Genomic DNA, 26,477 nt, shown 5'->3' with positions numbered 1-26,477 from the left:
GAAGCACGGATTCAAAGTGAGGCGGACTTTCACCCGCCTCTTGCACCGGAACTTCAAAACCGGAAGTTCCGCTTTTGCGACACCGCTTATTGGTAGTCGATGCTGTACACGACCGACGAATTCGCCGCGCCTGCGCTCGTTGCGCCGGTCGCATAGTAGCGAACCATGTAGTTCAGCGTAGCGGCGCCAGACGAGATGTCTGCCGGCTTCGAGTTCTGAAGGTCACGCGAGTAACCGGCCTTGATCGTCGATGCATCCTGGTTCAACAGTTCGAGCTTGACGTTCTGCGCGCCGCCGGTCGCCACCATCAGACGGCCATCCGCCGGATCGACGGTGGTACCCGCTTCGTAGAACACCGATGCCTTGCTGGTGCTCGTCACCGGTGCGCACTCCGTCAGTGCGATGTTGTAGGACGTGGAGCCAGCGGTGTCGCCTAAACCCTTCAGGTTCGTTGTCGAGACCGTCGGAAGCGTGACCGTGAAGTTCTTGGACGACGTGCCGTTGCCGTTGATCGTGCAGGTGGTGGCAGTCAGCGCGCCATTGAAGTTGATGGTGCCATCGGACGCGAACGCGCCGCCGGCGGCGAAACCCATCACGGCGGCAAGCAGTGCCGAGACAAGGGATTTCTTCATGTTATGGACTCCAGTTAATTTTGAACAATCGGTTTCATTTGGAGTGTGGCGCCGCATGCAGTTGCCGCTTCGACCACCCTTGACGCCCGATCACGCATCTCGTCCACCGGACGCTGTCGCAAGGACAGCCTGGGGCACGGCCCTCGGTTTAGCTTTGTCCCAGCCAGTTGAACAGCAGCGATTTTGAATGGAACCTGTAACAAATTAAACCCCCGATTTTTCTTATTTTCGTAAGGTCTATTTAATAATTGATTCGGAGTAGTGTTACTAGAAGAGTGCCTGCCTGGAGGCAAATCTGCGGGCTTACCAAGGTGCGAATGGAGGCCCGCCAGCGTGACCCTGAAGGGGTCATCGCTGGCGGTGAGAGGAGAGTGGATCGCGGTGCGGAAAGTGCGCCGGGCTAGCGTGCGATGCGCCCGAGTACGCCGAATTTTGCTGGGAACGCTAGCCGCACGCGCCGATTTCCCCGCATGCGGTGCAGAAGTCGCAACCGTCCTTGCGAATGACGGCGTTCGCGCCGCAAGTCGCGCATTTGCGCCCGTGCATCAGCGCCAAGCCGCTCGCTTCGTTCGCATCACCGGCGGATGCATCGGGTGGATCGGCGTCGTCGGCTGCGACTTCGTCATCCGCCGTCAACGCACGGACCGGCTGCGCGCTCTCGGTCCGCCTTTTAGCCAGCACGCGCGAAGGCACCTGATTGCCTTCTGCGTCGAGAAAGCCACGGCGATGGAGAATCTGTTGAATCGCGTAAGCAAGCGCCGCGACTTCCGAGTCATGCCAGCGCGGACTGCGATGACCGTCGATCCGCTCGACATCGCCGAGACGCACTTGCCCGCGATCCCACGACACCTTGCGCATATCCTGCAGCGTGCGCGCCGCAAAACCGCCGCGCGCGGCGAGCGAAAGCGAACGCATCGTCGCGGTGATCCATTGCTGCGATTCGTCGCGCTGTCCCGTTGGAATGAAGAATTCGATGGGACGCTCGATCGTCACGTCCTCGCCCGCAATGCGCCCCGTCACTTCGATAAACGACACCGCCAGATAAAGCGACTTCTTTCCCGCCTGCGTCAGATATTCGACCTTCTCGATGATCGCGGGCAACTCGCCACGCGGCCGATGATCGATTGCAATGCGCAAAGGATCGAGGTCCAGTTCGGGATCCGGCGAATCGCTCGGCGTCTCTTGCGGCGTCACGGAAAGCACCGCGCCGAGCGTCTCGTTCGGGCGATATGTCGCGAGACCCTTGAGGCCACGTCGCCATGCTTCGAAGTAAAGGTCCTGAAACTTGTCGAACGGATAATCGGCCGGCACGTTCACCGTCTTCGAGATCGACGTATCGACGAAAGGCTGCACCGCCGCCATCATTTCGAGGTGATCGTGCGCGGACATTTGCAGCGCGTTCACGAAGTAATCCGGCAATGCGTTCACGTCGCCGCCCATCTCGCGATACAAACGGTACGCATGATCTTCGACGGCAAAGCTCTGACGCGAGCCGTCCGCCATGCGCTTCGTGCGCTGATACGTCCATGAAAACGCGGGCTCGATGCCGTTCGATGCATTGTCGGCGAACGCAAGACTCACGGTGCCTGTCGGCGCGATGGAAAGGAGATGACTGTTGCGAATGCCATGCAGGCGAATGGCGCTCTTGATGTCGTCGGGCAAGCGCGATGCGAACGTCCCTTCCTCGAGATAACGCTTCGCATCGAAGAGCGGAAACGCGCCGCGCTCGCGCGCCAGTTCGACCGATGCGCGATACGCTTCGTCGCGCATCGTGCGGCCCACGCGCGCGGCAAAATCGCGGCCTTCCTGCGTGTCGTAACGAAGCCCGAGCATCACGAGCGTGTCGCCTAGGCCCGTGAAGCCCACGCCGATACGACGCTTCGCCTGCGCCTCGCGCGCCTGTTCCTGCAGCGGCCAGAGCGTGACGTCGAGCACGTCATCGAGGAAACGCACTTGTGTCCTGGTTGCGCGCGCAAGGCCGTCCCAGTCGAAAGTCGGCACGCCGCCACGCATCTGCGCGAATGGGTCGAGCACCAGACGAGTGAGATTGATCGGGCCGAGATTGCAGCAGCCGTAGGCGGGCAACGGCTGCTCGCCGCATGGATTCGTCGCGCGAATGGACTCGACCGCGCGCAGATTGTTGTCCCCGTTCATGCGAGAAATGAACACGACGCCCGGCTCCGCAACATCGTAAGTAGAACGCATGATCGTGTTCCACACTTCACGCGCTTCGACCTCGCGATAGACCCATAGGCCGTCTTCGCGTTGCCGGATATCCGCCGATGTGCGCTGCGCCGGCGACGGCTCCGCCTTGTGCACAAGTTGCCACGTTGCACCGTCGGCGACGGCCTGCATGAATTCGTCGCTGACCGCGACCGACACGTTGAAGTTGTTCCAGCGCCCCTTCGTATGCTTCGCCGCGATGAATTCGAGCAGGTCAGGATGCGTGCAATCGAGTATGCCCATCTGCGCGCCGCGACGTGCGCCCGCGCTTTCGACCGTGCGGCACGATGCATCGAACACATCCATGTAGCTGCACGGTCCCGATGCGGCCGAGCCCGTTGAATGCACGCGCGCGCCACGTGGACGGATTGCCGAGAAGTTATATCCCACGCCGCCGCCGCGTCGCATTGTTTCGGCTGCTTGCAGAAGCGCCACGTAGATGCCCGGCAAGCCATTGTCGTCGACGCCCTGAATGGCATCGCCCACGGGCTGCACGAAGCAGTTGATGAGCGTGGCGTCGATGCCCGCGCCCGCCGCGCTCATGATGCGCCCGGCGCCCAACGCGCCGCGTTTGAAGTTGTCGACGAACTCCGCTTCGATCTTCGCGCGCAATTCGGCGGGCTCTGCAAGGGCCACGCCACGCGCGACGCGTCGATGAATGTCTTCCACGCGCGTCTCGTCGCCCTTGGCATATTTCTCGAGCATCACGTCGATGGAAAATTGCTGCGGAGCGAGCGCCGTGCTCGGATTGTCTTCGGCCATGTCTATTCCTCTGGAATGTCGCGGGCTTGCCGTCGTTCGCAAACACGATGCCCGACGATAGCGCGATTTCACTGCGCTCGCCACGGAACCGCTAAACTCGCTTGACCCACTCCGTCTGACATGACTTCATAACCATCGCATGAATTCGCCGCATCCGCCGTTCTTCGGCATTTCGGGCCGCTCCGGTCAAGGAAAGACCACGTTGATCGAAGCGTTGTTACCCTGGTTTCGCGCGCACGGCCTCAAGGTCAACGTGATCAAGCACAGTCATCATTCCATCGAACTGGAACCGCCCAGCAAGGACAGCGCGCGATTTCGCCGCGCGGGCGCAGGTGAAGTGTTGATCGCATCGCCTTATCGCTATGCAATCGTCCATGAACTGAACGATGAACCCGAGCCGCCGCTTGCCACGCTCGCCGCGCGTCTTTCGCACGCGGACTTCGTGATTGTCGAAGGCTTCGCGCGCGAGGCCATGCCACGGCTAGAAGTCGTTCGGCCGTCGGTTTCCAGAGAGCCGCTCTACAAGACCGATCTGGAAATTCTTGCGGTCGCAACCGACGACGCCACCGCACTCGATACGACCCTTCCCGTCTTGCCGCTGAACGACATCGCGCGCATTGGCGCATTCATCTGCGCAACGCTCGGCATTGCATTGAACGGCTAAGCGAGCCGGTCGATCAATTCTCGATGTTGCGGATACCGCGCTTGCAATTCCCCCGGCGCGGCTAATTCGAACTCACTGAATTCGAAGCCCGGCGCAACGGTGCAACCAACCAGCGCCGCGCCCGATATATCGCGGCATTCGGCGGCGAACCAGTCGCCTGCTCTGACGACGGCCTGAAATGCGGTGTCCGCATGCACGAGCGCGTTCCCCAACCGATGCGTGGTCAGCACACCGCTTGCATCGAGCACATGGACGTCGACAGGATCGCCGGCATAGAAATGCCAGACTTCGTCAGAGCGAATTCGATGCCACGCCGAATGCGCGCCATCGCAAAGAAGAAAATAAATAGCGGTGGAGGCCGTGCGTGTTTCATTCGATCCATCCCGCGTCACGCGCTGTTCCGCGCGATACGTCTCGCGGAAATAGCCGCCTTCCGGATGCGGTTGCAATTGCAGGCGCGCAATCAGCGCGTGACTGTCGATGGTGTCAGGCATTCTCACTCCTTGTTTGCAAGAGCCTTTGCGATTCGCGTATTCTGCATGCTCATGCTGCAAACAGATTTTCTTGCAACCACCGGGACCGCGCAAACATGACTCTTTCTTCAACCTTGCTGAAAGCCTTTGCGCCGACTGGCGTGCTGCGCGCATCGATCAATCTCGGCAATCCGATCCTCGCGCATCGCAATGCGTCAGATGGCGAACCCGGCGGCGTATCGGTGGATATCGCGCGCGAACTCGCGTCGCGGCTAGGCGTCGGCATCACGTTCAGCGCCTTCGATACCGCTGCGAAATCCGTCGAAACGGTCACGAACGAAGCGGCCGATATCGGTTTCTTCGCGATCGATCCGCTGCGTGGCGCGGGCATCGCCTTCACGGCTCCATACGTGCTGATCGAGGGCTACTATCTCGTGCGCGATGACTCGCCCCTTACGCGCAACGACGAAGTGGACCGCGAAGGCAACCGCATCATGGTCGGCAAGGGCAGCGCGTATGACCTGTTCCTGACGCGCGAAATCAAACGCGCGCAGATCGTGCGGACCGAGTCGTCGCAAGCGGTCGTCGAAGCGTTTCTACGCGATGGCCTCGAAGTCGCGGCAGGCGTCAAACAGCAACTGGAAGCCGATGCCGCGCGCACACCGGGCCTGCGCCTTCTTGACCAACGCTTCATGGTCATTCAACAGGCAATGGGCCTTCCCAAGAGCCGTGGCGATGAGGCCGCGCACTTTCTCAGGGAATTTGTCGAGGACGTGAAGCGCTCGGGCTTCGTCGCCAGCGCGCTGTCGCGCCACGGCATCAAAGGCGCGTCGGTTGCGCCGCCTTCGCAGAAGTGAAAGTGACATGTCGGACGTCACGTTATCCGTCACTGACTGGATCGACGAATCGTTCGAGGCGGAAGTCGCGGGCGGGCTCGCCGCGTTCAACGCGTCGCAACTCGGACCGAGCGGGCATCGGGATCTGGCGGTATCGCTCTATGTCAGCGACGACTTCGTCGGCGGGCTTGCCGGATTTACCGCATGGGGCTGGCTTTTCGTTAAATGGCTATGGATTCGCGAAGACATGCGCGGACGCGGGCTGGCGGCACGCGCACTGGAAGCTGCCGAACTCGAAGCGAAACAACGCGGTTGCCGCGCCGTCTGGCTCGACACGCTCAGCACGCAAGCGCGTAATCTTTACGCGCGCTGCGGCTACGAGGCGTTTGGGGAACTCGAAGATTTCCATGGCGGCCGGTCCCGCTATTTCATGCAAAAGCGCTTCTGACGAGGGAAATACCGTCGCGCATCAATTCGTTTTCTCTGAGCGTCTTACATTTTTTTTTCGGCGATGCTCAAGCCTGTATGCTCGCTGCCGTTAGCCCGGTAGGAGCGATTGCTTGAGCAACGACCCGGACCGCCGGCGAGGCGGCCTCAACGCCCTTAAAGAGAATGGCCTGGAGCGCCGATGAGTGTGTTTTCCGCATATAACGCGACGCCGGGTTCGGCTTCCGCCGCGGCCGATACGGCTTTGACGGATGTGACGGAAGTGACCGATGCGCAGCCTGTCGAAACGCTGCTGCGCGACGCCGCCTCGATCAATTGCTGCCGCGAATGGGCGTGGTATCGCGCGGGCGAGCAGTTGCATCTTGCACACCGTGGCGACGCGCCGTTGCATTGGCCGCGCAGTATTCCGGAAGAAGGGCTCGAAGCGCAGTGCGCCGCGCACGGCTGGCATCGCTGGCCGACCGGGCGCAGTGAAGGCGTCCTCGGATGGCTGCTCGCGCCGGCCGTACATCGACACAACAGAGAGTTAGCGAGCCTCGCGCGGCGCCTTGGCGAACGCGTGCAGGCCGAGGCGTTGGCGCGCGCACAACTGACGCAGCGCGTGTTGTACGAAATTGCCTATCTGGCAAGCTCGGTGCGCGACCGCGCCGAATTCTTGCGTTGCGTGCATGAACGGCTCGGCACGCTCATCGATGCGGAGAATTTTTATCTCGCGCTCTACGACCGCAAGACCGGCAAAATTACTTACCCGTATTACGTCGATGTCATTGATACCGATGTACTCGAGGCCGACAATTACGACATTCTCGATCCTTCGCATCTTTCAATGACCGGCCGCGTGCTGACGAGCGGCCAGCCGCTGTTCGTCACGCGCGCCGACATCAACGCCGCCGAACGCGACGGGCGCTTCTTTTGTCTTGGCGACCGCCCCGAGTTCTGGATGGGCGCGCCGCTCAAGAATGCATCCGACGACGTGTTCGGCATGCTGGCCATGCAGGTCTACGACGTATCGCGCATCTACACCGCCGAAGATCGCGCGCTGTTTCTGGTCGTCGCGCGACACGTGGCGATGGCGCTCGACCGCATCTTGCACCGCGCCGATCTCGAAGAGCAGGTCGCGCGGCGCACATCCGAACTCTCGCAGCTCAACGCGGCCTTGCGTCACGGCATTGCGGAGCGGGAGCGTTCCGAGCACTTGCAGGCTGCGCTTTATCAGATCGCGGAATTGTCGAGCCGTCCCGGCGACATGATGGAGTTTTTTCGCAGCTTGCACGGCATCGTCGGCGAATTGCTCTATGCACGCAATTTCTACATCGCCTTGTTCGAAACCGAAACGGGCGAGGTTTCCTTCCCTTATTACGTCGATGAAATCGTGCAGGAACGCCCCGATCCGCGGCGCGGCCAGCGCGGACTCACGGAATATGTCATCGGCGAGCGGCGCGCGCGGCTGATCGATCATCAGGAAGCGATGCGCCTCATAGACGAAGGCGCGTTCGATACGGAAACGGGCAGCGTGCGCCTGCGTTCATGGCTCGGCATTCCGCTTTTCGATGGCGACGTCGTGCGCGGCGTGCTTGCCGTGCAAAGTTACTCGCCGCTCGTGCGCTATTCGTTGCGCGATCAGGAATTGCTTACGTTTGTATCGCGTCATATCGATACGGCCCTTTCGCGCCGCCGCGATGCAGAAGCTCTGCACGCAGCTAATCTGGAACTCGAAGCACGCGTGCAGGCGCGCACGCGCGAACTCGATGAAGCCAACGCACGTCTTCTCCACGAGAACGCTCATGACTCGCTAACGGGCTTGCCTAACCGTAGTCATCTCATGCAGCGGCTTTGCGGCGCGTGGAACGACTATCGCACGCGCGGCCAGGAACTCTCGGTGATGTTCATCGACCTTGACCGTTTCAAAGTCGTGAATGACAGCCTCGGGCATCACTTCGGCGACATGCTGCTCGTGCAGGCCGCTGCGCGCCTGCGTGATTGCGTGCGCTCGACGGATCTGCTCGCGCGTCTCGGCGGCGACGAGTTCGCCGTGCTATCTGCAAACGCGCCGGTGCAGGACGCAGTGGCGATCGCCAAGCGTGTTCTCGCTGCATTCGATTTGCCGTTTCACATCGAAGAACATGTGGTGTTTTCGTCGTGCAGTATTGGCATCGTCACGGCGGACAGTCAGTTTCATACCGAGCCTGTCGATCTTTTGCGCGATGCGGACACGGCCATGTATCGCGTGAAGAATGCGGGGCGCGACAGCTTTATCGTGTTCAATCAGGAATTGCGGCGTGAAGTGTCGGATCAGGTGGAACGCGAAGGCGCGCTGCGCAATGCAATGAAGCGCGACGACGAATTGGTGCCCTATTTTCAGCCTATCGTCGATGTGAAGAGCGGCGAAATCGTCGCACTGGAAGCATTGATACGCTGGCGTCAGGCTGATGGAAGCATCGTGGGGCCGGGGCAGTTCCTGCCCTCGGTGGAAGGGCTTCGGCTTATTGGCCGGCTTGATCTTTACATGCTCGAACGCGTTGCCGCCATTCTCTCGAATGCGCATTACGCGCATTGGCCGCCGGTGCATGTGAATTGTTCGAGCTACAGCATGACGCGCCCCGAATTCGCGGATGACGTGCTCGCGCTGCTGCGGCGATATCGCGTATCGCCGTCGCGTCTTTGCCTCGAATTGACCGAAGGCGCGCTGGTCGCCGAACCCGATCTCGCACGCCGCACCATGCAACGTCTTGCCGATAACGGCATGTCCGTGGTCCTCGACGATTTCGGCTCGGGGTTTTCATCGCTGAGCTATGTGCATCAATACCAATTCAGCGGCCTCAAAATCGACAAGTCGTTCATTCTCGAACTGACTGAAAGCGCACGCAGCCGCGCAATCGTGCGGGCGATCGTGCGCATGGCGGAGTCACTCGACTTGACGCTCGTTGCGGAAGGTGTCGAAGACGCAGCAACGCTCGCCGTGTTGCGCGATATGGGCGCAGCACAGGCGCAAGGCTATTTTTTCGATCACCCTCTTCCGCTCGACGCGCTCACGCGCGCCTCTCTCGCGCCGCGCGCGACGAATAACGCGGCGCTATAGAGGCTGGCTAAGACTCACGGCATGCCGCCCATCGACGGCGAAATGATGCTGCCCGGCTCTCCGCCGAGCGGCGCGCTATCGCTCGTGGCGGCGCGTGTCGATACGGGCGCGTGATCGGTCTTGCAAGTCTCGACGCTATCGCCGCCCAGGCATTGCTGGAACGCGTCGGCTCTCTCCTTGCTGTCGAACGTATAGATCGTGTTCTCTATCTTGACCTCGGTGTCCGATAGGCGGTCTGCGGCTATGGTCATCTGCATTTCCTCCTTTCTTTGATACTCACTCGAGCATCGGAGCATCAATCGCGCCCGGCGATGGGCACGGCCGTTGCTGCCATTCAAGCGTTTGCGAAGTAATCGTCACATCGAACAAGGAGGCGTTATGTCCCAACATCCCGCGCATTCGCAAGATCAACGGCACGAGGACGAACCGCGCATGGAAGAAGTGGCCCGCGCGCTCAAGGGCGCCGAGTATCCAATGGGCAAAGAGAAGTTGATGGCGCTGGCGGAAAGCAACGGCGCGGACGGCGAGATACTCGCGCTGCTCAGAAAAATGCGCGATCACAAGTACGACAGCGACGCAGCCGTGCTGCGCGAAGCCTCGCGCGCCGAGTGAATATCAAACGAGGAAACGCAATGGCTCAAACTCCTGAAGCGCCCGATACGCACGACAAGCCGCGCGCGCCGGGCGGTAATGATCTGAACAACATCCGCGATGACGAAATAGATAGGGTAATCCCGCGCCCCGGCGAAGCTTTGGAGCGCGATGACGCAACGGATCCGGACAAACTACGCATTAACCCTGATGACTCGGGAAATCGTCCCAGGCCGCTATAAAAAAATTAAATGAACGCGTACGCAATTTCCAATCATGCAAGCGACAAAGTCCGCTAGGATTTAAGGGCGTCGATTTGGGGGCGCAGTTTTGCACGGCGCTTGCAGGAGATCACTGCGCAACGGCCCGGCATCCGTCAGGCCACTTATCGCACAAGGAGGCTTTATGAAGTGGGAAACCCCTAGCTTCACCGATATGCGTTTTGGCTTCGAAATCACGATGTATATTGCCACCCGCTAATCGGCATAAAGAAGCGGCCGCGATGAGCGGCCGCTTTGCTTTTGGCTTGCAGTTACTAACGTTTTAATTTCCGCGCGGCGGTACGTTCTGCTGCTTATTCTCTTGCGCGTCTTGCGGTCCCAGGCCGCCCTTTCCCGGCGGGTCCGGCCGATCCCCCGAGCCGAGCGGCACCTCTGCCGTCTGATGAGGATGCTGATCCAGCCGCCTGTTTTCCGGTTCGACTTCACCTGCATTCGGTTGACGCACGCCTTGCTTAGGGTCGGCGCCTGTGGCCGCGCCCGGTCCCGGCAGATTGCCTATCGATCCGCCACCGCTTGCTCCACTGCCTGCATCGCCGAGCGGCTTGTCCGTGCTTCCTGGTCCTTCCAAACGATCGTCATTGTTCATTGCATGCCTCCTGTCGAATTGATTGACGGGATAAGAGCAACGCACATTCCACTTCGTTGCCACACGTCGAAAAAGAAAGGCCCGCGACAAGGCGGGCCTCGTTACTGCGGCTGACTCAGGCCTTAGTGATTCAGCCGGCGACAGTCGAGCCAATCACTTCGTTAGCGACGGCATCCACTGCCTGCTTCACGACGCCGACGATCTCATCCACCTCTGCGCGTGTCGTGACGAGCGGCGGCGCAAAACCGAGGATATCGCCATGCGGCATGGCGCGCGCGATCACGCCGCGTTCGAGCGCCGCGGCTGATACTTTCGGGCCGACTTTCAACGCGGCATCGAAAGGCTTCCGGCCTTCCTTGTCCGCCATGAATTCGAGCGCCGCGAGCATGCCTGCGCCGCGCACTTCACCGACGAGCGGATGCGCATCGAATGCAGCGTGAAGTTGCGCATTCAAGTAGCCGCCCACATCGGCCGCATTTTGCGTGAGATTTTCGCGTTCGAGGATATCGAGATTCGCCAGCGCTGCCGCAGCACAAATCGGGTGGCCCGAGTAGGTCCAGCCATGACCCATCGCGCCGTATTCCTGCGAGCCTTTCTCGATCACATCCCATACGCGCTCATGCACGATCACGCCCGACAGCGGCGCATACGCGCTCGTCAGACCCTTTGCAACCGTGATGAGATCCGGCTTGATGCCGAAATGCTGCGCACCCATCTTCGAGCCGAGACGGCCGAAGCCGCACACCACTTCGTCGGAAATGAGCAGGATGTCGTGCTTTTTGAGCACTTGCTGGATGGCTTCCCAGTAGCCTTGCGGCGGCGCAATGATGCCGCCCGTGCCCATGACCGGTTCGGCGATGAACGCGGCGATCGTACCCGCGCCTTCCTTCGCAATGAGCTTCTCCAGCTCTTCGACGCAATACGCGGTGAATTGCGCTTCGCTCATGCCGGCCGGCGCCTTGCGATACCAATGCGGACACACCGTGTGCTTGACGCGATCGATCGGCAGATCAAAGTTTTGATGAAAGCTCGGCAAACCGGTCAGGCTGCCCGTGACGATGCCCGACCCGTGATAACCGCGCTCGCGCGAGATGATCTTCTTCTTGTTCGGCCGGCCCAGCACGTTGTTGTAGTACCAGACAATCTTGATCTGCGTTTCGTTCGCATCCGATCCCGACATGCCGTAGTAGACCTTCTTCATGCCCTCCGGCGACCAGTCGATGATGCGCGACGACAGTTCGATGATCGCATCCGTGGAATGGCCCACATACGTGTGGTAATACGCGAGCTTCTTCGCCTGCTCGTAAATGGCATCGGCGACTTCAGTGCGTCCATAGCCGATATTCACGCAATAGAGGCCGGCGAATGCATCGATATAACTCTTGCCTTGATGATCTTCGATGCGGATGCCCTTAGCGCCCGTCACGATCTTGCCCGGCAATGCACCGCTCGCGTGATCATGCGCATGCGTCGACGGATGCATGAAGTGGGCGCGGTCTTCGGCGAATTTTTGTTCGAGCGATTGGTTCTGTTGGCTCATGTGTTTCTCCTTGTTGCGTATCTTGAGAGTCGTTCGTTCAGGCTGCGCTTGACAGCGGCAAGCCGAGATTGCCCAGGCAAAAATATTTGGTTTCGACGAAAGGCTCGAAGCCTTCCGCACCGCCTTCACGTCCGAGTCCCGAGGCTTTCATGCCGCCGAAGGGAATCGGCGCGCCAGTGAATTTGACGCCGTTGACGGAAACCATCGCGAATTCGAGCCGGCGCACGAGTTGAAAGATCGTGTCGATGCGCGTCGCGCACACATAAGCGGCCAGACCATATTCGGTGTCGTTCGCGCGCTCGACCGCTTCGTCCAGCGTATCGAATGAGGAAACGGCGGAAATAGGCGCGAAGTTCTCTTCGTCGTAGATGCCCATGCCCGCTTTGGCATCCGCGACGACCGTCGGCTCATGGAACCAGCCGCCAAGTGCATGCGGCTTGCCGCCCGTGGTGATGCGCGCGCCTTGCGCTTTGGCGTCTTCAATGCGTGCGACGGTCGAATCGAATGCGGCTTGATGCATCAACGGGCCGACGTCGACATTGGCTTCGAATGCGCTTCCTACTTTCAATGCCTTGACCGCTTCCGTATAGCGTTCGACGAATTGCTCATACAGCGGACGCGCCACCAGAATGCGATTCGCGGCGCAGCAATCCTGTCCCGACGTTTGAAACTTCGCGCCTACCGCCACGCGCACCGCCTGTTCGAGATCGGCGTCTTCCGTCACGATGAAAGGCGCGTTGCCGCCCAGTTCCAGAGCGAGTTTCTTGATGCCCGATGCCGCCGCAGTCTTGGCAACGAGGCCACCCACACGCGTCGATCCGGTAAAACTCACTGCGCGCACGCGCGTGTCGCTGACCAGCGTTTCCATCGCCATTTGCGGTTCGCCGATCACCACGTTGAACACGCCCGGCGGAAAGCCCGCCTCTTCTGCGAGTTGCGCCAGTGCGATAGCGGAGAACGGCGTCTCGTGCGCAGGCTTGACGACCACCGTGCAACCCGCCGCGATCGCCGCCGCAGCCTTTCGCGTGATCATCGCGACCGGAAAATTCCAGGGCGTGATGAGCGCCGCGACGCCGACCGGCTCCATGACGGTGCCGAGATGCGCGCCGTCGATGTGCGTCGGTATCGTGCGGCCAGCAAGACGCTTGGCCTCGTTCGCGAACCATTCGACGAAGCTCGCCGCATAGGCAATCTCACCACGCGATTCCGCAAGCGGCTTGCCTTGCTCGAGAGAAAGAATGCCGGCGAGATCGGCCTGATGACGCATGATCAACTCATGCCAGCGCAGCAGCAATGCGCTGCGCTTTTGCTGCGGCATCCAGCGCCATGACTGAAATGCGCGATCCGCTGCATCGACGGCGCTTTCGATCTGCGCTTGATCCAGCATCGGCACATGGCCGATCACTTTCTGATCAGCAGGATTGACGACTGCGATGGACGCAGCGCTGTCGCTATGCACCCAACGATTGTCGATATAGCAAAGCGATTTGAATAGAATGGGATGACCGAGCAACATGATCGATATTCCTTGCGTGGGCTTTCGTTCGTGATCCGATGAACTCACTTTAAGCCCTTTGCCACTGATGAATTTTTCGTTGTCGGTATCGCGCGATGCGTTTTTTTCTGTTTGGCCGGCGCAACAAAGGCGTTTCTAAACGTCTATCCACTCGGGCACGCCATCGCTGCCACTCTTCACGACCTTGGTCACGATATAAGTGAAATATCGCTCGATGCCAAGTTCCTCGACAAGCAGCGAGTCGATGAAGCGCTGATAGTGATCGATGTCGCGCGCGACCACATGCAGCACATAATCCACGCCGCCGCCCGTGGCAAAGCATTGCACGATTTCATCGGCCTGAGCCACGCGTTCCTCGAAGCGCCGCATGTCCTGTGCCGTATGCCGCGAAAGCGTCACCTCGACGACGATACGGCTGCCCTTCGCGACCGCCGTCCAGTCGATATCCGCGTGATAACCGCGCACGATGCCGCTTTCTTCGAGCTTCCTGACGCGCTCCCATGCAGGCGAGACCGAAAGATTGATCTCTTCCGCAAGGCGCGATTTCGTAATGCGCCCATCGCGGGCGAGAATGCGCAGGATGCCTACGTCATAGCGGTCGAGTTTCATCGGTCAGATGGCGACAGGGATGTTGCGCTCGACGATATCGGCGACGACGGCAACCGTATCGCCCGTCTGCACGAGGCCGGGAAAATGACGCGCCGCAAGCAGTCCCGCACGTTTCGCGCGATATTCGACGGGAACCGCGCCGGAACGCGTGATGTCGTGGACGCGCGCGAGGACATCGCCTTCTTTCACAATATCCCCTAAATCAAGGCACATTTCGAGCAAGCCCGCGTGCTCGCTCGTCGTGTAGCAGGAGCCATCGGGCATATCGAGCAAGGTCGTCGCGCGGGCTTCGCCTTTTACAACTTCCTTTTCTATCACGCCTGCGTATGCGAGGAATCCATGCACGCCGCGCTCGGCGATCGCCACGCTCGCGGCGGTGGACGTTCCGCCGCCGCCCAGTTCCGTCGATACGAACACCTTGCCCGCTTCTTCCGCTGCGCTGTCGTAGAGACCGACGCTATCCAGTTCGAGCATGCGCATCGAATACGGCGCACCGAATGCGCGCATCGCGGCTTCGCATCGCGCTTGCTGCGCGGCATCCGGCAATAGATGGATGGCCGCGAACGGCAGAAAGTCCAGCGTGCGGCCGCCCGCGTGAATATCGAGCACGTAGTCCGCAAGCGGCAACAAATGGCGCTGAAAATAGTCCGCGATCTTCTCGGTCACGGTGCCGTCGGGCTTGCCGGGAAAACTGCGATTCAAGTTACCCGCATCGATAGGCGACGTGCGCGCGCCCGCCTTGAACGCCGGATAGTTCATGAACGGCACGATGATCACGCGGCCGTTCACGTCCTTGGCTTTGAGCGTCGAAGCGAGCTTTGCCAGCGCGATCGGCCCTTCGTATTCGTCGCCATGATTGCCGCCGGTGAGCAGCGCGGTAGGACCATCGCCGCGCTTGATCACGGTGATGGGAATCATCACCGCGCCCCATGCGGAATCGTTGCGCGAGTACGGCAGCTTGAGAAAGCCGTGCTGTTCGCCTTCCGCCTCGAAATCGACGGTCGGGCTCATCGGTGACGCGCGCATCGTGCTACTCCTTCACGAACAGTTTGCGTGGCGTATTGCAGAAGGTCTCGACGCCGGTATCGGTAATCAGGATGCTTTCCGTGATTTCAAGGCCCCAGTCGTCGAGCCACAGGCCCGGCATGAAGTGAAACGTCATGCCGGGTTCGAGGACGGTCTTGTCCCCTGGACGCAGGCTCATCGTGCGCTCGCCCCAATCCGGCGGATAACTCGCGCCGATCGGATAACCACAGCGGCTGTCCTTTTCAATGCCCGACTTGCGCAGCACCGAGAAGAAAGCATTGGCGATGTCCTCGCATTTATTGCCCGGCGTGGCGGCCGCAAGCCCGGCCTCGATGCCTTCCACCACGGCCTTTTCCGCATCGATGAAATGCTGCGGCGGCTTGCCGAGATACACCGTGCGCGATTGCGGACAGTGATATCGCTTGAAGCATCCTGCGATTTCGAAGAACGTGCCGGCATTCGCGGTGAATGGCGAGTCGTCCCAGGTAAGATGCGGCGCCGCTGCATCGGAACCCGTGGGCAAGAGCGGCACGATAGCCGGATAGTCGCCGCCATATCCTTCGACGCCCGTAATACCCGCTTCATAAATATGCGCGACGAGGTCGCTCTTCTTCATGCCGGGCTCGACCTTGTCGAGAATGCGCGCATGCATCTTCTCGACGATACGCGCTGCAATGCGCATATATTCGATCTCGCGCGGCGACTTGACGGCGCGTTGCCAATTGACGAGCGCGGTCGCATCCTTGAACTGCGCATTCGGCACGTGCTGAACGAGGGACGCATACGCCTTCGCACTGAAGTAGTAATTGTCCATCTCCACGCCAATGCGCTTCGTGTCCCAGCCGCGCGCAGCGATCACTTCGGTGGAGAGGTAATCCATCGGATGACGCACTTGCGATTGCACGTAGTGATCCGGGTAGCCGACGATATTGTCATGCCCCATGAAAACAGTGCGTTTCGCGCCGTTCGCGTCCTGACCGCGGCCGAACCATACCGGCTCGCCTTCCATCGAAAGCAGCACGCATTGATGCACATAGAACGACCAGCCGTCGTAGCCGGTGAGCCACGCCATGTTGGTCGGATCGGTCACGATCATCAGATCGATGCCCGCCTGCTCCATGGCGCGCCGTGTCTTTGCAATGCGTGCGTCGTATTCACTTCGCTCGAACGGCAAGCGCACGGCAGGCGCTTCGCTTGAGCCCTGTTGCTTGATTTCTGACATCGTCCCCTCTATCAGAGCGTCACGTCGTTATGAAAAATGGTTCCGGCCTGCGCTTTTCGCGCACGATCGAGTGCAAGCGTTGCAATGGCGGTGTCTTGCGCGCCGGTGCCGGTGAGATCGCACACGGTCACTTCGTCATCGCTCGTGCGGCCGGGTGCCTGTCCTGCAATGACTTCGCCCAGCTCGGCGAAAGTCGCATCGGCTGCGACGACTCCCGCCTCGATCGCGTGATGCAGTTCGCCCAGCACGCGTGTTTGCTGCAAGCGATCGCACACGTAGCGCGCGGCGTTGAATACATCCGGTGCGATTTCGTTCTTGTGCTCCGCGTCCGATCCCATTGCCGTGATATGCAGGCCGGGATGGAGGTCACGCGCATGAATCAACGGCTCGCGGCTCGGCGTCGTAGTGATGGCGATATCGGCGCGCTCGAGCGCATGGCTCACGCTATCCGCGACTTCGCATGCAATGCCTCGCGCTTCGCAATCGCGCACGTACTGCAGCGCGCGCTCACGCTCACGCGCCCATACGGTCACATGGTCGATGTCGCGCACGAGACGCAGCGCATCGAGTTGCAAACGAGCCTGCTCGCCCGCACCGATGATCGCGACGCGCTTCGCATCGCGCCTTGCAAGCCAACGCGCGGCGACTGCGCCAGCCGCTGCGGTACGCACTGCAGTGAGATATCCGTTATCGAGCAGCACGGCTTCGGTGAGACCGGTGCGCGCGGACAACACGAGCATGAGTCCATTGAGACTCGGCAATCCGAGCGTTGGGTTGTTGAAGAACCCCGGACTCACTTTGATTGCAAAGCTGGAAAAGCGCGGCAAATAAGCGGTTTTCACGTCGACTTCTCCAGCGTGCTCACGAATGTCGAGGCGAAGGATAGGCGGCATCGCGACGGCTTCGGTTGCAAGCGAACGAAACGCGGCTTCCACTTGCTCTATCGCGTCGAGATCGAGCGGCACGAGCGTGCGCAAATGCGCTTCGCCCAGAAGAACAGTGGATCGGTCGATGGCGGACATGTATCAGGCTCCGATCAAACGGCGATGCGCGTCGATGTCGATGTTGCAGCCGCTGATGACAATGACGATAGGGTTCGTGCCGCGCGTTTCGACGGCGCGATCGAGCACGGCCGCAATGCCGACCGCCGCCGCGCCTTCGATAACGAGCCGCTCTTCGCGATACGCATGCACGATGCCGCGCGCAATGGACACTTCATCGAGCAACACGACATGGTCGATCAATTCGCGCGTCATGCTGAACGTATGTCGGTTATCGAGCCCGATGCCGCCGCCGAGCGAATCGGCAAGCGTCTCTAGCTCATCGACGAAAATGGGCTTGCCCGCTGCGAGACTCGCATGCATGGCAGCGCCGCGTTCCATGGATACGCCGATCATCGCGATGTCGGGCCGCACGCATTTGGACGCAAACGCAACGCCGCTGAAGAGTCCGCCGCCTGAAAGCGGCACGATGATGGTCGATGCATCCGGCAGCGCTTCGAGAATCTCGAGGCCGATGGTCGCCTGTCCCGCGATCACGCGTGGATCGTCGAAAGGAGGGACATACGCATAACCTTCTTCGCGCACGAGACGTTGCGCTTCGACTTGCGCATCGTCCTGACTCTTGCCGCTAATGACGACGCGCGCACCCAATGCAGCGACTGCATCGACCTTGTTTTTGGGCACGAGCGACGACATGCACACGGCCGCTTCCATGCCGAGGGCGCGTGCAGCATGCGCGACCGCGCGCCCATGATTTCCCGTCGATGCCGTCACGACACGCTCGCAGCCTTCTTCCGCGAGTTGTGCAAGCGCATTCGTCGCGCCGCGCAGCTTGAAGCTGCCCGTAGGCTGAACCGTTTCGAGCTTGAGATAAACCGGTACGCCCGCGATGCGCGACAGCGTCATCGAATGCACGAGCGGCGTAGCGACCACGCGTCCCTTGATGCGTTGTCGCGCGCGATAAACATCGGCAAGCGTGAGTTCTGACATGACGCGGTTGCGATTTCGAGTAGCAGTGCAACCGAGTCTAATGTCCTAAAAAATCAAATCGGATTGTCCTAGTTCAATCCGGACGATCAATTGAAGTCATGCACGTGCGGATATTGCTCGAATACCTCGCGAATGGTTTCGATCGCCGTGCGGAACGTGGGCTCGTTGACTTCCGCGCCGACGCAAAGGCGCACTGCATTGGGCCTGACCGCGCCGCGCACGAGGAACGGATCGGGCGATGTCACCGCGATATTGCGATTGCGCAGCTCGCGCGTGATGCGTTCCGCTTCCCAGGCGTCCGGTACGCGCAGCCACGCGGAAAGCGCATTGGGATGACTCCCTAGAACGTACTCGCCGAGAATCTCGCGCACGACACTCTGGCGCGCCGCCACACGCTCGCGTTGAATCTGCACGAGCCGTTGCGCGGTGCCGTCCATGATCCATCGCGCAGTGACTTCCGCGATCGGCGATGTCGCCATCCAGCTCGACACGCGCAATACGCTTTCGGCACGCAACGCAAGGCGGCGCGGCACGGTCATGAAGCCGGTGCGCAAGCCGCTCAATACCGACTTCGTCATGCTGGTGCAGTAAAACGCGAGTTCGGGAATCAGGCTCGCAATAGGCGTTTGGGCTTTAGCGGGCAGCGCGCCATAGACATCGTCCTCGATGACGTACACGCCATAGCGCTCGGCAATGCGCGCAATCGCACGACGGCGCGAATCGGGCATCACGGCGACAGTGGGATTATTGAGCGTCGGCGTGCAGACGAGCGCGCTCACGCGTTCGCTATCGCAGACTTCTTCGAAATGCTCGGGACGTATGCCGTGCTCATCTATTTCGAGTCCTTTAAGCGTAAACCCGAGCACGTTAGCGGAGCCGATCACGCCATGATCGGTCAGGCTCTCGCACAAGACAGTGTCTCCAGGTCCGACGATCGAAGCGAGCGCCAAGAATATGCCGTGCGCCACGCCGTTCGTGACGAGCAACGTGTCGACGCTTGCGGGCATGTTGAGCGATTCGAGCCACGTCACGCCCGCTTGCCGATGATGCTCGAAGCCCGCGATGGGACGAAACGCGCGTATCCACGGCTGATCCTCGACGGTCGCGAGCGTCGCGCAGACCTTGCGCCACATGGCATCGTGCTCGGGCGTATGCACGATCCGCGCGATGGAAAAGTCCACGACGGAGCGCTCGGCGTTATCGAGCATGTAATTGGACATGGTCTCAGTGACGCGCGCCGCGACGAAGCTTCCACGCCCTACTTCACATCGGATCAGCCCTTGCCGCTCCAATTCCTTATAGGCATTGGTCACCGTTTGCACGCTGATTTCCAGATCCGCCGCGACTTCGCGTTGCGGCGGCAAGCGTGCGCCTTCGGCAAGTTCGCCGCTTTCGATATCGCCGGCCATCGCCTTGACGAGCCGCTTGTATTTGGATTGCACGCCTTGCACCGCGCGCACGGCCTCGCGCCATCGTTCGTTCAATTGCTGCTCCCTTCCGCCTAGTCCATGCGCAATAGTGGCGCAAAACGGCACGCGAAAATAATTGTCCTAGAGCAATCGGAACAAATATATGGCTTTGTATTCTGCGTTCGTGACTGCGCGTCGAGCGCGGAAAACATGCGGTTCTTAAGGGTTTTTACTTGAATCGCGTTCCCGACCACACGACAAACGAACCATACGAACGGAAACCCCATGAAGACCAAACGACTCTCCGGATTGCTCTTAGCGGCTTGTGTGGCTACTGCGAGCTTCGTTGTCACGACGAGCGCCAGTGCGGAAACGACGTTGCAGCGCATCCAGCGCACCGGAGAGGTGCGTATCGGCTATGCGAACGAAACGCCTTTTGCCTATACGACTCCCGATGGCACCGTCACCGGTGAATCGCCCGAAATCGCCAAGAAGGTTTTCGCGAAGCTGGGCGTCAAGAAAGTCGATGCGGTTCTCACCGAATGGGGCGCGCTTATTCCGGGTCTGAAGGCAGGCCGCTTCGATGTGATCGCGGCGGGCATGTACATCACGCCGGAACGATGCAAGCAAGTGGCGTTTGCCGATCCGCAATACCAGATTCCCGACACGCTGCTCACGATGAAGGGCAATCCGAAGAACCTTCACAGTTATGCCGATGTCGCCAAGCAAACGGACACGAAGCTGGCGATCATGGCCGGCACGGCGGAACTCGGTTATGCACGAGCAGCGGGCATCAAGGACGACCAGATCCTTCAGGTTCCGGACACCACTGCGCAATTGCAGGCCGTGCGCGCGCGCCGCGCCGATGCCGCCGTAGGCACCGCGCTCACGATGAAAGGTCTTGCATCGAAAGGCGGCCCGCAAGTCGAAGCGGTCAGTCAGTTCAACGACGATCCGAAGCACATCGGCTACGGCGCGCTCGCCTTCCGTCCGGAAGATACCGACTTGCGCGATGCGGTGAACAAGGAACTTCATGCGTGGCTTGGCACGGAAGATCATCTGAAGACGGTCGGACCGTTCGGCTTCGACAAGACGAACCTGACCGACAAGAAAGCGCCCGAGCTTTGCGGCGGCTAAGGCTTGAGTAATGCGTGCGCGCCGCGTTCTGAAACTAGCGAGGAACCGTCATGAGTGACCTCAATGAGCTTCTGCCTTTATTGATGCAAGGCACGCTCGTTACGATCGAAATAGCTGTTTGCAGCATTCTGCTTGCGATCGTGATGGCGGGTTTCGCCACGACGCTGCGCGCCGCTCCTTATCGCATCGTGCGATGGACCGGGAATGTCTATGTCGAGGTTTTTCGCGGCACATCGCTGCTGGTCCAGTTGTTCTGGTTTTTCTTCGTGTTGCCGCTGCCGCCATTCAATGTTCACCTGACGCCGTTCACGGTCGCCATCGTCGGACTTGGGCTTCACTACGGCGCGTATGGCTCGGAGATTCTGCGCGGCGCGCTGCGCTCCGTGCCTGGCGGTCAATTCGAAGCAGCGCTCGCGCTCAACATGCCGCCCGCGGCGCGCATGCGGCGCATCGTCCTGCCTCAGGCGATGATCAATGCATTGCCGCCCGCCACGAATCTCATGATCGAATTGTTGAAGGGCACGTCTCTCGTATCGCTCATCACGCTTTCGGACTTGACATTCCGTGCGCGCCAGCTCGACGAAGCCACCTTCAAGACGGCTGAAATATTCGGGCTGACCTTGCTGATTTACTTCGTGCTTGCGCAAGTCATCGTTGCGGTGATGCGTTATTTCGAGCGTCGCGTAAGCGGCCATGTCGTCGTGCGCCGCGCCGTTCCGAGGGCTGCATCATGAACTCTCTAGGCCAATTATTCGACATCAAATACGCGCTGCATATTCTTCCCGAGCTTGCACGCGCGGCGACTTACACCATCGGCATCACGCTCGTCGGTTTTGCAATCGCGCTGGTGCTTGGCCTCGTGCTCGCGATCATGCGACGCAGCGACTTTGCGCCCGTTGCGAAGACCACAGCTTTCTTCATCGAATTCATTCGCAGCACGCCGCTTTTGATTCAAGTGTATGTGCTCTTCTATGTCGCACCGCTTTACGGCCTCACGATGTCCGCGCTCACTGCCGGCACCATCGGCATTGCAGTGCATTACGCGTGCTATGTGTCGGAGGTGTATCGCGCGGGACTCAATGGCGTTGCGCGCGGTCAGTGGGAAGCGGCGTGCGCGCTTTCACTTTCACCGTGGCGCACGTATAGCGGCGTGATTCTTCCGCAAGCCATTCGTCCGGTGATTCCCGCGCTGGGAAATTACCTTGTCGCCATGTTCAAGGACACGCCGGTGCTCTCCGCGATAACCGTCGTCGAATTGATGCAGCAAGCCAAGAACATCGGCTCGGAGACGTTCCGCTATCTGGAGCCCATCACGATGACCGGCGTATTCTTTCTCATCATCAGCGTGACGTTCGCTTCCGGCGTGCGTCATCTCGAACGGCGCGTGAGGTTGCCATGATGCACGGCGCTCATGTATCGATTAATACGACCTCGCTGGACGGCGCACGGTAATGGAACTCAGGGAAAAGGAACAGCAGATGAAACGAGACCTCGACCCGGCGCTGTCCGCTGCCGCCGATGACCGCGCCAATGCGCCGATCGTACGCTTTCGCAACGTCACCAAGCGCTATGGCGCGCTGACCGTGCTCGATGGACTCGACCTCGACATCGTGCGTCACGAGAAGGTGGCGATCATCGGGCCGAGCGGCTCGGGCAAATCCACGCTATTGCGCGTATTGATGACGCTCGATCCGCTCAGCGATGGCGTCATCGAAGTCGATGGCGAACCACTCACGCACGAAATGCAAGGCGGCAAGCTCGTGCCTGCGTCCGCACGTCATGTGCGTCAGGTACGCAGCAAGATCGGCATGGTGTTTCAGAGCTTCAATCTCTTTCCGCATATGACGGCGCTCGCCAACACCATCGAAGCGCCCATGCGCGTGCTCGGCTTATCGAAGAAAGAAGCCACCGAGCGCGGCCGCGAACTGCTTTCCATGGTAGGTCTCGCCGAGAAGTGCAATCACTTTCCATCGCAATTGTCGGGTGGACAGCAGCAGCGCGTCGCGATTGCGCGCGCACTCGCCATGCGGCCGAAGATCATGTTGTTCGATGAAGTCACTTCCGCGCTCGATCCCGAACTCTGCGGCGAAGTGCTCAACGTCATTCGCAAACTCGGCGATGAACACAGCCTCACGATGCTGATGGTCACGCATCAAATGGGCTTCGCCAAAGAGTTCGCCGATCGCGTTTGCTTCTTCTCGCAAGGAAAGATCATCGAGCAGGCGCCGCCGCAGCAATTCTTCTCCGCGCCGCAACATGAGCGCACGCGACAATTCTTGCGCGCAGTTACCGAAGCACTGTAATCGGGGCGCGGTCCGTTAATTGCTTCGCACTTTTCGCTCATTCAGGGGAGAGTGCGATGCCTTCGATTCCGCTTAGACCGCTCTGCGGGCCAAGCGCCTGACGCTCATGGCGACGAGCAAGGAACCCGGCGTCGAACCGGATCAAACGCCGGACTCACTCGATACGTGCCATCGTTGCGCGCTCTATAAGGACGCGACGCAAGGCGTGCCCGGCGCGGGGCCGCGTCATGCGCCGTTGATGATCGTCGGCGAGCAGCCCGGCGATCAAGAGGATCTGCAGGGCAAGCCTTTCGTCGGTCCAGCCGGTGCCATGCTCGATCGCGCGCTCGAAGAAGCGGGCGTCGCGCGCAAAGAGGTGTACGTCACCAACGCGGTCAAGCACTTCAAGTGGGAACCGCGCGGCAAGCGCCGCATGCACAAGACGCCTGCGCAGCGTGAAATAAACGCCTGTCATTACTGGATGGATCGTGAGACTACCGATATCGATCCGCAGGTCATCGTCGCGCTCGGTGCAACCGCGCTCAAATCCGTTCTTAGCGATTCAAAAGCCAAGCTGCAGGCGTCGATGGGCCATCCCATCGACCATGACGGACGCGTGATCGTCGCGACTTATCACCCGTCATACGTTTTGCGCGCGCCCGATCCGCAGACGCGCCAGGCCGCCTATCGGGCGATCGTCGATGCGCTAAGCGAAGCGCATCGTTTGCTCAAGAAAAAACGTTAGTCGAGAACCCGCCATGCCAACGACACGAAAGACGACGAAGACAGGCAAATCCGGCAACACGCGGCAGCGCCATACGCTTGCCAGCGATCGCAAGAAAAAGCCGAGTAAGTCCACGAAGAAAACATCGAAGCGCTGGTCGCATCACGTCATGGAAACGAGCGATGCGATGGATATCGAACGCGATATCTTCAAGACGGGCAACGCAGAAGAAATTGCCCAGTCGCTCAAGCATTCGTCGACGAGCAGCAAGCGGCGCAAAGGCTCGCCGTTTCAATCGGCCATGTCGATGCTGAATTTCTATATCAATCGCGCCGGACGCAATCTGCCCAAGACGCGGCGCAACACACTAGAGCGCGCGAAGAAGCACTTGCGTGAAGCGTTCGGGCGCAAGCCGTGACCGCGTTTGCAAGACGGGAATATTCCTTGCTCGAAGGCGTTGAACCTACCAGGAGACGACCATGGCGCAAGAACCTCCTCTCAGTCCCGGCGATGAAGCCGAGCCCGGCGCGCCCGGGACCGGCGAAGATATCTGCCCCGATTGCAACGGCAGCGGCAAGCGCGATGGCGCCGAATGCCCGACATGCGACGGCACGGGCAAGGTAACTCAAGGCATCGGCGGGGGCTAATGAAGCGCCGCATCGAACGTCTCGCCGCAGCGGTCATCGCCGCCCTCGCCTGTTCAAGCAGCGCGGTCATCGCCGCGGATTATCCGCAGGGTTTCGGCCCGGATCCGACGCTGCCCGCGCCGAAACGAGCGCTGTTGCCGACCGTGAACGTCGCGCCTGCAAAGCCCTGGGCGCAGGGGCAAAAGCCTATTGCGCCCGAAGGCTTCAGCGTGACGGCCTTTGCTTCCGGCCTCGATCATCCGCGATGGCTTGCTACCTTGCCCAACGGCGACGTGCTCATCGCCGAAAGCAACGCGCCTGCGCAACACGACGAGAACGCGGGCATCAAGGGCATGATCGCGAAGAAGGTGATGAAGCGCGCGGGCGCTTCGGGCACGAGCGCCGATCGCATTACATTGCTGCGCGATGCCGACGGCGACGGCATCGCGGAAACGCGCACCGTGTTCATCGATCAATTGCACTCGCCGTTCGGCATGGCGCTCGTCGGCGATGATCTTTACGTTGCGAATACCGATTCGATCATGCGCTTCAAATATCGCAGCGGCGAAACGAAGATCGAATCGCCGGGCGAGAAATTCATCGACTTGCCAGCGGGACCGATCAATCATCACTGGACCAAGAACGTCATCGCAAGTCCGGACGGCAAGCGGCTTTACGTGACGATCGGATCGAACAGCAACGCGGCGGAGAACGGCATCGACGCGGAGAACGGGCGTGCGGCGATCATGGAAGTGGACATCGCCACGAAAGAATCGCGGCTCTATGCAACGGGCTTGCGCAATCCCAACGGCCTTGCATGGCAACCGCAGAGCGGCGCGCTGTGGACCGCAGTGAACGAGCGCGATGAACTCGGCAACGAGCTTGTGCCGGACTATATGACGGCCGTAAAGGACGGCGGCTTTTACGGCTGGCCTTATAGCTATTTCGGGCAGCATGTCGATGAGCGCGTGAAGCCGCAACGTCCCAAACTCGTGGACTCGGCCATCGTGCCCGACTATGCGCTCGGCGCACATACGGCATCGCTCGGCCTCGCGTTTTACGATGCCAAAGCGTTTCCGCAGCATTACTGGAACGGCGCGTTCATCGGTCAACACGGATCATGGAACCGCAAGCCGAGAAGCGGCTATAAGGTCGTGTTCGTTCCCTTCGAGAACGGCAAGCCATCAGGTCCGCCTGAAGACATGCTGACCGGTTTTCTTTCATCGGATGGTCACGCGCTCGGGCGACCCGTCGGCGTCGTGGTCGATCATACGGGCAGCCTGCTCGTCGCCGACGATGTGGGCAATGTCATATGGCGGGTCGCGCCCGCCGGCAAATAATGGCCGCGCGCAAGCCCAAGGCCGCGCCGCAGCCTTCGCTCTTCGCGCTTGCAGAGCGGCAAATAGTCGGCCTTTACGATGCAGGCGTGTTATCGCCTGCGGTGCTGCATCATGTGATCGCGGCGTATGCGGATAGCGGTATCGACTGGAATGAAGCGGGTTCGTTGCATACGGTCGATGACCGCACGGTGCACGAAGCAGTCGTGCTCATCATGATGCCGGGGCGCGCGTTGCGTTCCGCGCAGAAGGATTTCATATCGGTAGTCGAGCATCTCGCGGGCGAGAATCAACCCCAAGCGCGCGCCGTCGCCGATACCGAAGAAGAACCCACCGATGACGAAGACTTACTCAGTCAATTAGGCGGCAATAGCAAGGCGAAGCGCAGCGACAAGCAAGAGACAACATCGAGCAAGTCTGCAGGTTTCAATCCATTGGTCGGCGCGCGAGCCGTGCCGACGCATAACAAACGCTGAACATCGCG

General features: G+C 60.3%; 29 protein-coding genes. 16 read left to right on the top strand and 13 right to left on the bottom strand.

Annotated features, from left to right (window positions below; genetic code table 11):
* Window positions 1–86: 86 nt before the first annotated feature.
* Together NCR39_RS17285 and NCR39_RS17280 are read right to left on the bottom strand one after the other, a co-directional pair.
* The gene (locus tag NCR39_RS17285) at window positions 87–632 is read right to left on the bottom strand and encodes a fimbrial protein (RefSeq protein WP_250453295.1); all 546 of its coding nucleotides are present in this window, start codon (window positions 630–632) and stop codon (window positions 87–89) included.
* Between the two features lie 444 nt (window positions 633–1,076).
* Window positions 1,077–3,617, bottom strand: a complete 2,541-nt coding sequence (locus NCR39_RS17280; protein ID WP_250453294.1) for an adenosylcobalamin-dependent ribonucleoside-diphosphate reductase — start codon at window positions 3,615–3,617, stop codon at window positions 1,077–1,079.
* 139 nt (window positions 3,618–3,756) lie between these two features.
* On the opposite strand from NCR39_RS17280, the gene mobB reads away from it, so the two are divergent.
* Window positions 3,757–4,281: a molybdopterin-guanine dinucleotide biosynthesis protein B gene (mobB, locus tag NCR39_RS17275; RefSeq protein ID WP_250453293.1), complete on the top strand. Its 525-nt coding sequence runs from the start codon at window positions 3,757–3,759 to the stop codon at window positions 4,279–4,281.
* Here mobB and NCR39_RS17270 read toward each other — a convergent pair.
* Window positions 4,278–4,775, bottom strand: a complete 498-nt coding sequence (locus tag NCR39_RS17270) for a cupin domain-containing protein (protein ID WP_250453292.1) — start codon at window positions 4,773–4,775, stop codon at window positions 4,278–4,280. The genes mobB and NCR39_RS17270 overlap by 4 nt on opposite strands.
* 95 nt (window positions 4,776–4,870) lie before the next feature.
* Between NCR39_RS17270 and NCR39_RS17265 the strand changes: the two genes are divergently transcribed.
* From NCR39_RS17265 to NCR39_RS17255, 3 genes are all read left to right on the top strand, one after another.
* Window positions 4,871–5,611 (top strand): ABC transporter substrate-binding protein, encoded by a 741-nt coding sequence (locus tag NCR39_RS17265; protein WP_250453291.1) that lies wholly within the window; start codon window positions 4,871–4,873, stop codon window positions 5,609–5,611.
* Window positions 5,612–5,618: 7 nt separating this feature from the next.
* Window positions 5,619–6,038, top strand: a complete 420-nt coding sequence (locus tag NCR39_RS17260) for a GNAT family N-acetyltransferase (protein ID WP_250453290.1) — start codon at window positions 5,619–5,621, stop codon at window positions 6,036–6,038.
* Window positions 6,039–6,218: 180 nt separating this feature from the next.
* Window positions 6,219–9,116 carry a sensor domain-containing phosphodiesterase gene (locus NCR39_RS17255; RefSeq protein ID WP_250453289.1) on the top strand — a complete coding sequence of 966 codons (2,898 nt, stop codon included), beginning with the start codon at window positions 6,219–6,221 and terminating at the stop codon, window positions 9,114–9,116.
* A 14-nt stretch (window positions 9,117–9,130) separates the two neighbouring features.
* Here the strand turns inward: NCR39_RS17255 and NCR39_RS17250 are convergent, their stop codons facing one another.
* Entirely contained in the window at window positions 9,131–9,367 is a 237-nt protein-coding gene (locus NCR39_RS17250) for a hypothetical protein (RefSeq protein ID WP_250453288.1), read from the bottom strand.
* Between the two features lie 127 nt (window positions 9,368–9,494).
* On the opposite strand from NCR39_RS17250, the gene NCR39_RS17245 reads away from it, so the two are divergent.
* From NCR39_RS17245 to pqqA, 3 genes are all read left to right on the top strand, one after another.
* Entirely contained in the window at window positions 9,495–9,728 is a 234-nt protein-coding gene (locus tag NCR39_RS17245) for a DUF2795 domain-containing protein (RefSeq protein WP_250453287.1), read from the top strand.
* Window positions 9,729–9,748: 20 nt separating this feature from the next.
* Entirely contained in the window at window positions 9,749–9,949 is a 201-nt protein-coding gene (locus NCR39_RS17240) for a hypothetical protein (protein ID WP_250453286.1), read from the top strand.
* Between the two features lie 163 nt (window positions 9,950–10,112).
* Window positions 10,113–10,187 (top strand): pyrroloquinoline quinone precursor peptide PqqA, encoded by a 75-nt coding sequence (gene pqqA, locus NCR39_RS29660; RefSeq protein ID WP_008353049.1) that lies wholly within the window; start codon window positions 10,113–10,115, stop codon window positions 10,185–10,187.
* Between the two features lie 63 nt (window positions 10,188–10,250).
* Here pqqA and NCR39_RS17230 read toward each other — a convergent pair whose 3' ends face one another.
* The 9 genes from NCR39_RS17230 to ehuR form a co-directional block, all read right to left on the bottom strand.
* The gene (locus NCR39_RS17230; RefSeq protein ID WP_250453285.1) at window positions 10,251–10,574 is read right to left on the bottom strand and encodes a hypothetical protein; all 324 of its coding nucleotides are present in this window, start codon (window positions 10,572–10,574) and stop codon (window positions 10,251–10,253) included.
* A 130-nt stretch (window positions 10,575–10,704) separates the two neighbouring features.
* Window positions 10,705–12,114 carry an aspartate aminotransferase family protein gene (locus tag NCR39_RS17225; protein ID WP_250453284.1) on the bottom strand — a complete coding sequence of 470 codons (1,410 nt, stop codon included), beginning with the start codon at window positions 12,112–12,114 and terminating at the stop codon, window positions 10,705–10,707.
* Between the two features lie 37 nt (window positions 12,115–12,151).
* A complete protein-coding gene (locus NCR39_RS17220; protein WP_250453283.1) occupies window positions 12,152–13,630 on the bottom strand; it encodes an NAD-dependent succinate-semialdehyde dehydrogenase in 1,479 nt (492 codons plus the stop codon).
* 135 nt (window positions 13,631–13,765) lie between these two features.
* A complete protein-coding gene (locus NCR39_RS17215; RefSeq protein WP_250453282.1) occupies window positions 13,766–14,239 on the bottom strand; it encodes an Lrp/AsnC family transcriptional regulator in 474 nt (157 codons plus the stop codon).
* A 3-nt stretch (window positions 14,240–14,242) separates the two neighbouring features.
* Window positions 14,243–15,265 (bottom strand): N(2)-acetyl-L-2,4-diaminobutanoate deacetylase DoeB, encoded by a 1,023-nt coding sequence (doeB, locus tag NCR39_RS17210; RefSeq protein WP_250453281.1) that lies wholly within the window; start codon window positions 15,263–15,265, stop codon window positions 14,243–14,245.
* Between the two features lie 4 nt (window positions 15,266–15,269).
* Window positions 15,270–16,487 carry an ectoine hydrolase DoeA gene (gene doeA / locus NCR39_RS17205; RefSeq protein WP_250453280.1) on the bottom strand — a complete coding sequence of 406 codons (1,218 nt, stop codon included), beginning with the start codon at window positions 16,485–16,487 and terminating at the stop codon, window positions 15,270–15,272.
* 11 nt (window positions 16,488–16,498) lie between these two features.
* Window positions 16,499–17,509 (bottom strand): cyclodeaminase, encoded by a 1,011-nt coding sequence (locus tag NCR39_RS17200; RefSeq protein ID WP_250453279.1) that lies wholly within the window; start codon window positions 17,507–17,509, stop codon window positions 16,499–16,501.
* A 3-nt stretch (window positions 17,510–17,512) separates the two neighbouring features.
* Window positions 17,513–18,478 carry a hydroxyectoine utilization dehydratase EutB gene (gene eutB / locus NCR39_RS17195; RefSeq protein ID WP_250453278.1) on the bottom strand — a complete coding sequence of 322 codons (966 nt, stop codon included), beginning with the start codon at window positions 18,476–18,478 and terminating at the stop codon, window positions 17,513–17,515.
* Window positions 18,479–18,564: 86 nt separating this feature from the next.
* The gene (gene ehuR / locus NCR39_RS17190) at window positions 18,565–19,962 is read right to left on the bottom strand and encodes a MocR-like ectoine utilization transcription factor EhuR (protein ID WP_250453277.1); all 1,398 of its coding nucleotides are present in this window, start codon (window positions 19,960–19,962) and stop codon (window positions 18,565–18,567) included.
* A gap of 210 nt (window positions 19,963–20,172) precedes the next feature.
* Between ehuR and ehuB the strand changes: the two genes are divergently transcribed.
* The 9 genes from ehuB to NCR39_RS17145 all read left to right on the top strand — a co-directional run bounded on the left by ehuB (window position 20,173) and on the right by NCR39_RS17145 (window position 26,469).
* Complete coding sequence (gene ehuB / locus NCR39_RS17185) at window positions 20,173–21,024, top strand: ectoine/hydroxyectoine ABC transporter substrate-binding protein EhuB (protein WP_250453276.1); 852 nt, start codon at window positions 20,173–20,175, stop codon at window positions 21,022–21,024.
* Between the two features lie 50 nt (window positions 21,025–21,074).
* On the top strand, window positions 21,075–21,758 hold the full coding sequence (gene ehuC, locus NCR39_RS17180) for an ectoine/hydroxyectoine ABC transporter permease subunit EhuC (RefSeq protein WP_250453275.1): 684 nt from the start codon (window positions 21,075–21,077) through the stop codon (window positions 21,756–21,758).
* A complete protein-coding gene (ehuD, locus tag NCR39_RS17175) occupies window positions 21,755–22,423 on the top strand; it encodes an ectoine/hydroxyectoine ABC transporter permease subunit EhuD (RefSeq protein WP_250453274.1) in 669 nt (222 codons plus the stop codon). The genes ehuC and ehuD overlap by 4 nt, the downstream gene beginning before the upstream one ends.
* Window positions 22,424–22,502: 79 nt before the next feature.
* Window positions 22,503–23,327 carry an ectoine/hydroxyectoine ABC transporter ATP-binding protein EhuA gene (gene ehuA, locus NCR39_RS17170; RefSeq protein ID WP_250453273.1) on the top strand — a complete coding sequence of 275 codons (825 nt, stop codon included), beginning with the start codon at window positions 22,503–22,505 and terminating at the stop codon, window positions 23,325–23,327.
* Window positions 23,328–23,433: 106 nt separating this feature from the next.
* On the top strand, window positions 23,434–24,051 hold the full coding sequence (locus tag NCR39_RS17165) for a UdgX family uracil-DNA binding protein (RefSeq protein ID WP_250453272.1): 618 nt from the start codon (window positions 23,434–23,436) through the stop codon (window positions 24,049–24,051).
* 13 nt (window positions 24,052–24,064) lie between these two features.
* A complete protein-coding gene (locus NCR39_RS17160) occupies window positions 24,065–24,448 on the top strand; it encodes a DUF3175 domain-containing protein (RefSeq protein ID WP_250453271.1) in 384 nt (127 codons plus the stop codon).
* Between the two features lie 61 nt (window positions 24,449–24,509).
* Window positions 24,510–24,677, top strand: a complete 168-nt coding sequence (locus NCR39_RS17155; RefSeq protein WP_250453270.1) for a hypothetical protein — start codon at window positions 24,510–24,512, stop codon at window positions 24,675–24,677.
* A complete protein-coding gene (locus NCR39_RS17150; protein ID WP_250453269.1) occupies window positions 24,677–25,996 on the top strand; it encodes a PQQ-dependent sugar dehydrogenase in 1,320 nt (439 codons plus the stop codon). Before NCR39_RS17155 ends, NCR39_RS17150 begins: the two co-directional genes overlap by 1 nt.
* Window positions 25,996–26,469, top strand: a complete 474-nt coding sequence (locus NCR39_RS17145; protein WP_250453268.1) for a hypothetical protein — start codon at window positions 25,996–25,998, stop codon at window positions 26,467–26,469. The genes NCR39_RS17150 and NCR39_RS17145 overlap by 1 nt, the downstream gene beginning before the upstream one ends.
* The last annotated feature ends 8 nt before the right edge of the window (window positions 26,470–26,477 follow it).

Source organism: Caballeronia sp. ATUFL_M2_KS44, from assembly GCF_023630965.1.
Lineage (GTDB): Bacteria > Pseudomonadota > Gammaproteobacteria > Burkholderiales > Burkholderiaceae > Caballeronia > Caballeronia concitans.
This window is presented reverse-complemented; position numbering and strand designations above follow the sequence as displayed.

Excerpts from the sequence above, each read along its gene's own strand:
- NCR39_RS17285 (WP_250453295.1), bottom strand. The coding sequence starts at position 632 with ATGAAGAAATCCCTTGTCTCGGCACTGCTTGCCGCCGTGATGGGTTTC.
- NCR39_RS17280 (WP_250453294.1), bottom strand. The coding sequence starts at position 3,617 with ATGGCCGAAGACAATCCGAGCACGGCGCTCGCTCCGCAGCAATTTTCC.
- mobB (WP_250453293.1), top strand. The coding sequence starts at position 3,757 with ATGAATTCGCCGCATCCGCCGTTCTTCGGCATTTCGGGCCGCTCCGGT.
- NCR39_RS17270 (WP_250453292.1), bottom strand. The coding sequence starts at position 4,775 with ATGCCTGACACCATCGACAGTCACGCGCTGATTGCGCGCCTGCAATTG.
- NCR39_RS17265 (WP_250453291.1), top strand. The coding sequence starts at position 4,871 with ATGACTCTTTCTTCAACCTTGCTGAAAGCCTTTGCGCCGACTGGCGTG.
- NCR39_RS17260 (WP_250453290.1), top strand. The coding sequence starts at position 5,619 with ATGTCGGACGTCACGTTATCCGTCACTGACTGGATCGACGAATCGTTC.
- NCR39_RS17255 (WP_250453289.1), top strand. The coding sequence starts at position 6,219 with ATGAGTGTGTTTTCCGCATATAACGCGACGCCGGGTTCGGCTTCCGCC.
- NCR39_RS17250 (WP_250453288.1), bottom strand. The coding sequence starts at position 9,367 with ATGACCATAGCCGCAGACCGCCTATCGGACACCGAGGTCAAGATAGAG.
- NCR39_RS17245 (WP_250453287.1), top strand. The coding sequence starts at position 9,495 with ATGTCCCAACATCCCGCGCATTCGCAAGATCAACGGCACGAGGACGAA.
- NCR39_RS17240 (WP_250453286.1), top strand. The coding sequence starts at position 9,749 with ATGGCTCAAACTCCTGAAGCGCCCGATACGCACGACAAGCCGCGCGCG.
- NCR39_RS17230 (WP_250453285.1), bottom strand. The coding sequence starts at position 10,574 with ATGAACAATGACGATCGTTTGGAAGGACCAGGAAGCACGGACAAGCCG.
- NCR39_RS17225 (WP_250453284.1), bottom strand. The coding sequence starts at position 12,114 with ATGAGCCAACAGAACCAATCGCTCGAACAAAAATTCGCCGAAGACCGC.
- NCR39_RS17220 (WP_250453283.1), bottom strand. The coding sequence starts at position 13,630 with ATGTTGCTCGGTCATCCCATTCTATTCAAATCGCTTTGCTATATCGAC.
- NCR39_RS17215 (WP_250453282.1), bottom strand. The coding sequence starts at position 14,239 with ATGAAACTCGACCGCTATGACGTAGGCATCCTGCGCATTCTCGCCCGC.
- doeB (WP_250453281.1), bottom strand. The coding sequence starts at position 15,265 with ATGCGCGCGTCACCGATGAGCCCGACCGTCGATTTCGAGGCGGAAGGC.
- doeA (WP_250453280.1), bottom strand. The coding sequence starts at position 16,487 with ATGTCAGAAATCAAGCAACAGGGCTCAAGCGAAGCGCCTGCCGTGCGC.
- NCR39_RS17200 (WP_250453279.1), bottom strand. The coding sequence starts at position 17,509 with ATGTCCGCCATCGACCGATCCACTGTTCTTCTGGGCGAAGCGCATTTG.
- eutB (WP_250453278.1), bottom strand. The coding sequence starts at position 18,478 with ATGTCAGAACTCACGCTTGCCGATGTTTATCGCGCGCGACAACGCATC.
- ehuB (WP_250453276.1), top strand. The coding sequence starts at position 20,173 with ATGAAGACCAAACGACTCTCCGGATTGCTCTTAGCGGCTTGTGTGGCT.
- ehuC (WP_250453275.1), top strand. The coding sequence starts at position 21,075 with ATGAGTGACCTCAATGAGCTTCTGCCTTTATTGATGCAAGGCACGCTC.
- ehuD (WP_250453274.1), top strand. The coding sequence starts at position 21,755 with ATGAACTCTCTAGGCCAATTATTCGACATCAAATACGCGCTGCATATT.
- ehuA (WP_250453273.1), top strand. The coding sequence starts at position 22,503 with ATGAAACGAGACCTCGACCCGGCGCTGTCCGCTGCCGCCGATGACCGC.
- NCR39_RS17165 (WP_250453272.1), top strand. The coding sequence starts at position 23,434 with ATGGCGACGAGCAAGGAACCCGGCGTCGAACCGGATCAAACGCCGGAC.
- NCR39_RS17160 (WP_250453271.1), top strand. The coding sequence starts at position 24,065 with ATGCCAACGACACGAAAGACGACGAAGACAGGCAAATCCGGCAACACG.
- NCR39_RS17155 (WP_250453270.1), top strand. The coding sequence starts at position 24,510 with ATGGCGCAAGAACCTCCTCTCAGTCCCGGCGATGAAGCCGAGCCCGGC.
- NCR39_RS17150 (WP_250453269.1), top strand. The coding sequence starts at position 24,677 with ATGAAGCGCCGCATCGAACGTCTCGCCGCAGCGGTCATCGCCGCCCTC.
- NCR39_RS17145 (WP_250453268.1), top strand. The coding sequence starts at position 25,996 with ATGGCCGCGCGCAAGCCCAAGGCCGCGCCGCAGCCTTCGCTCTTCGCG.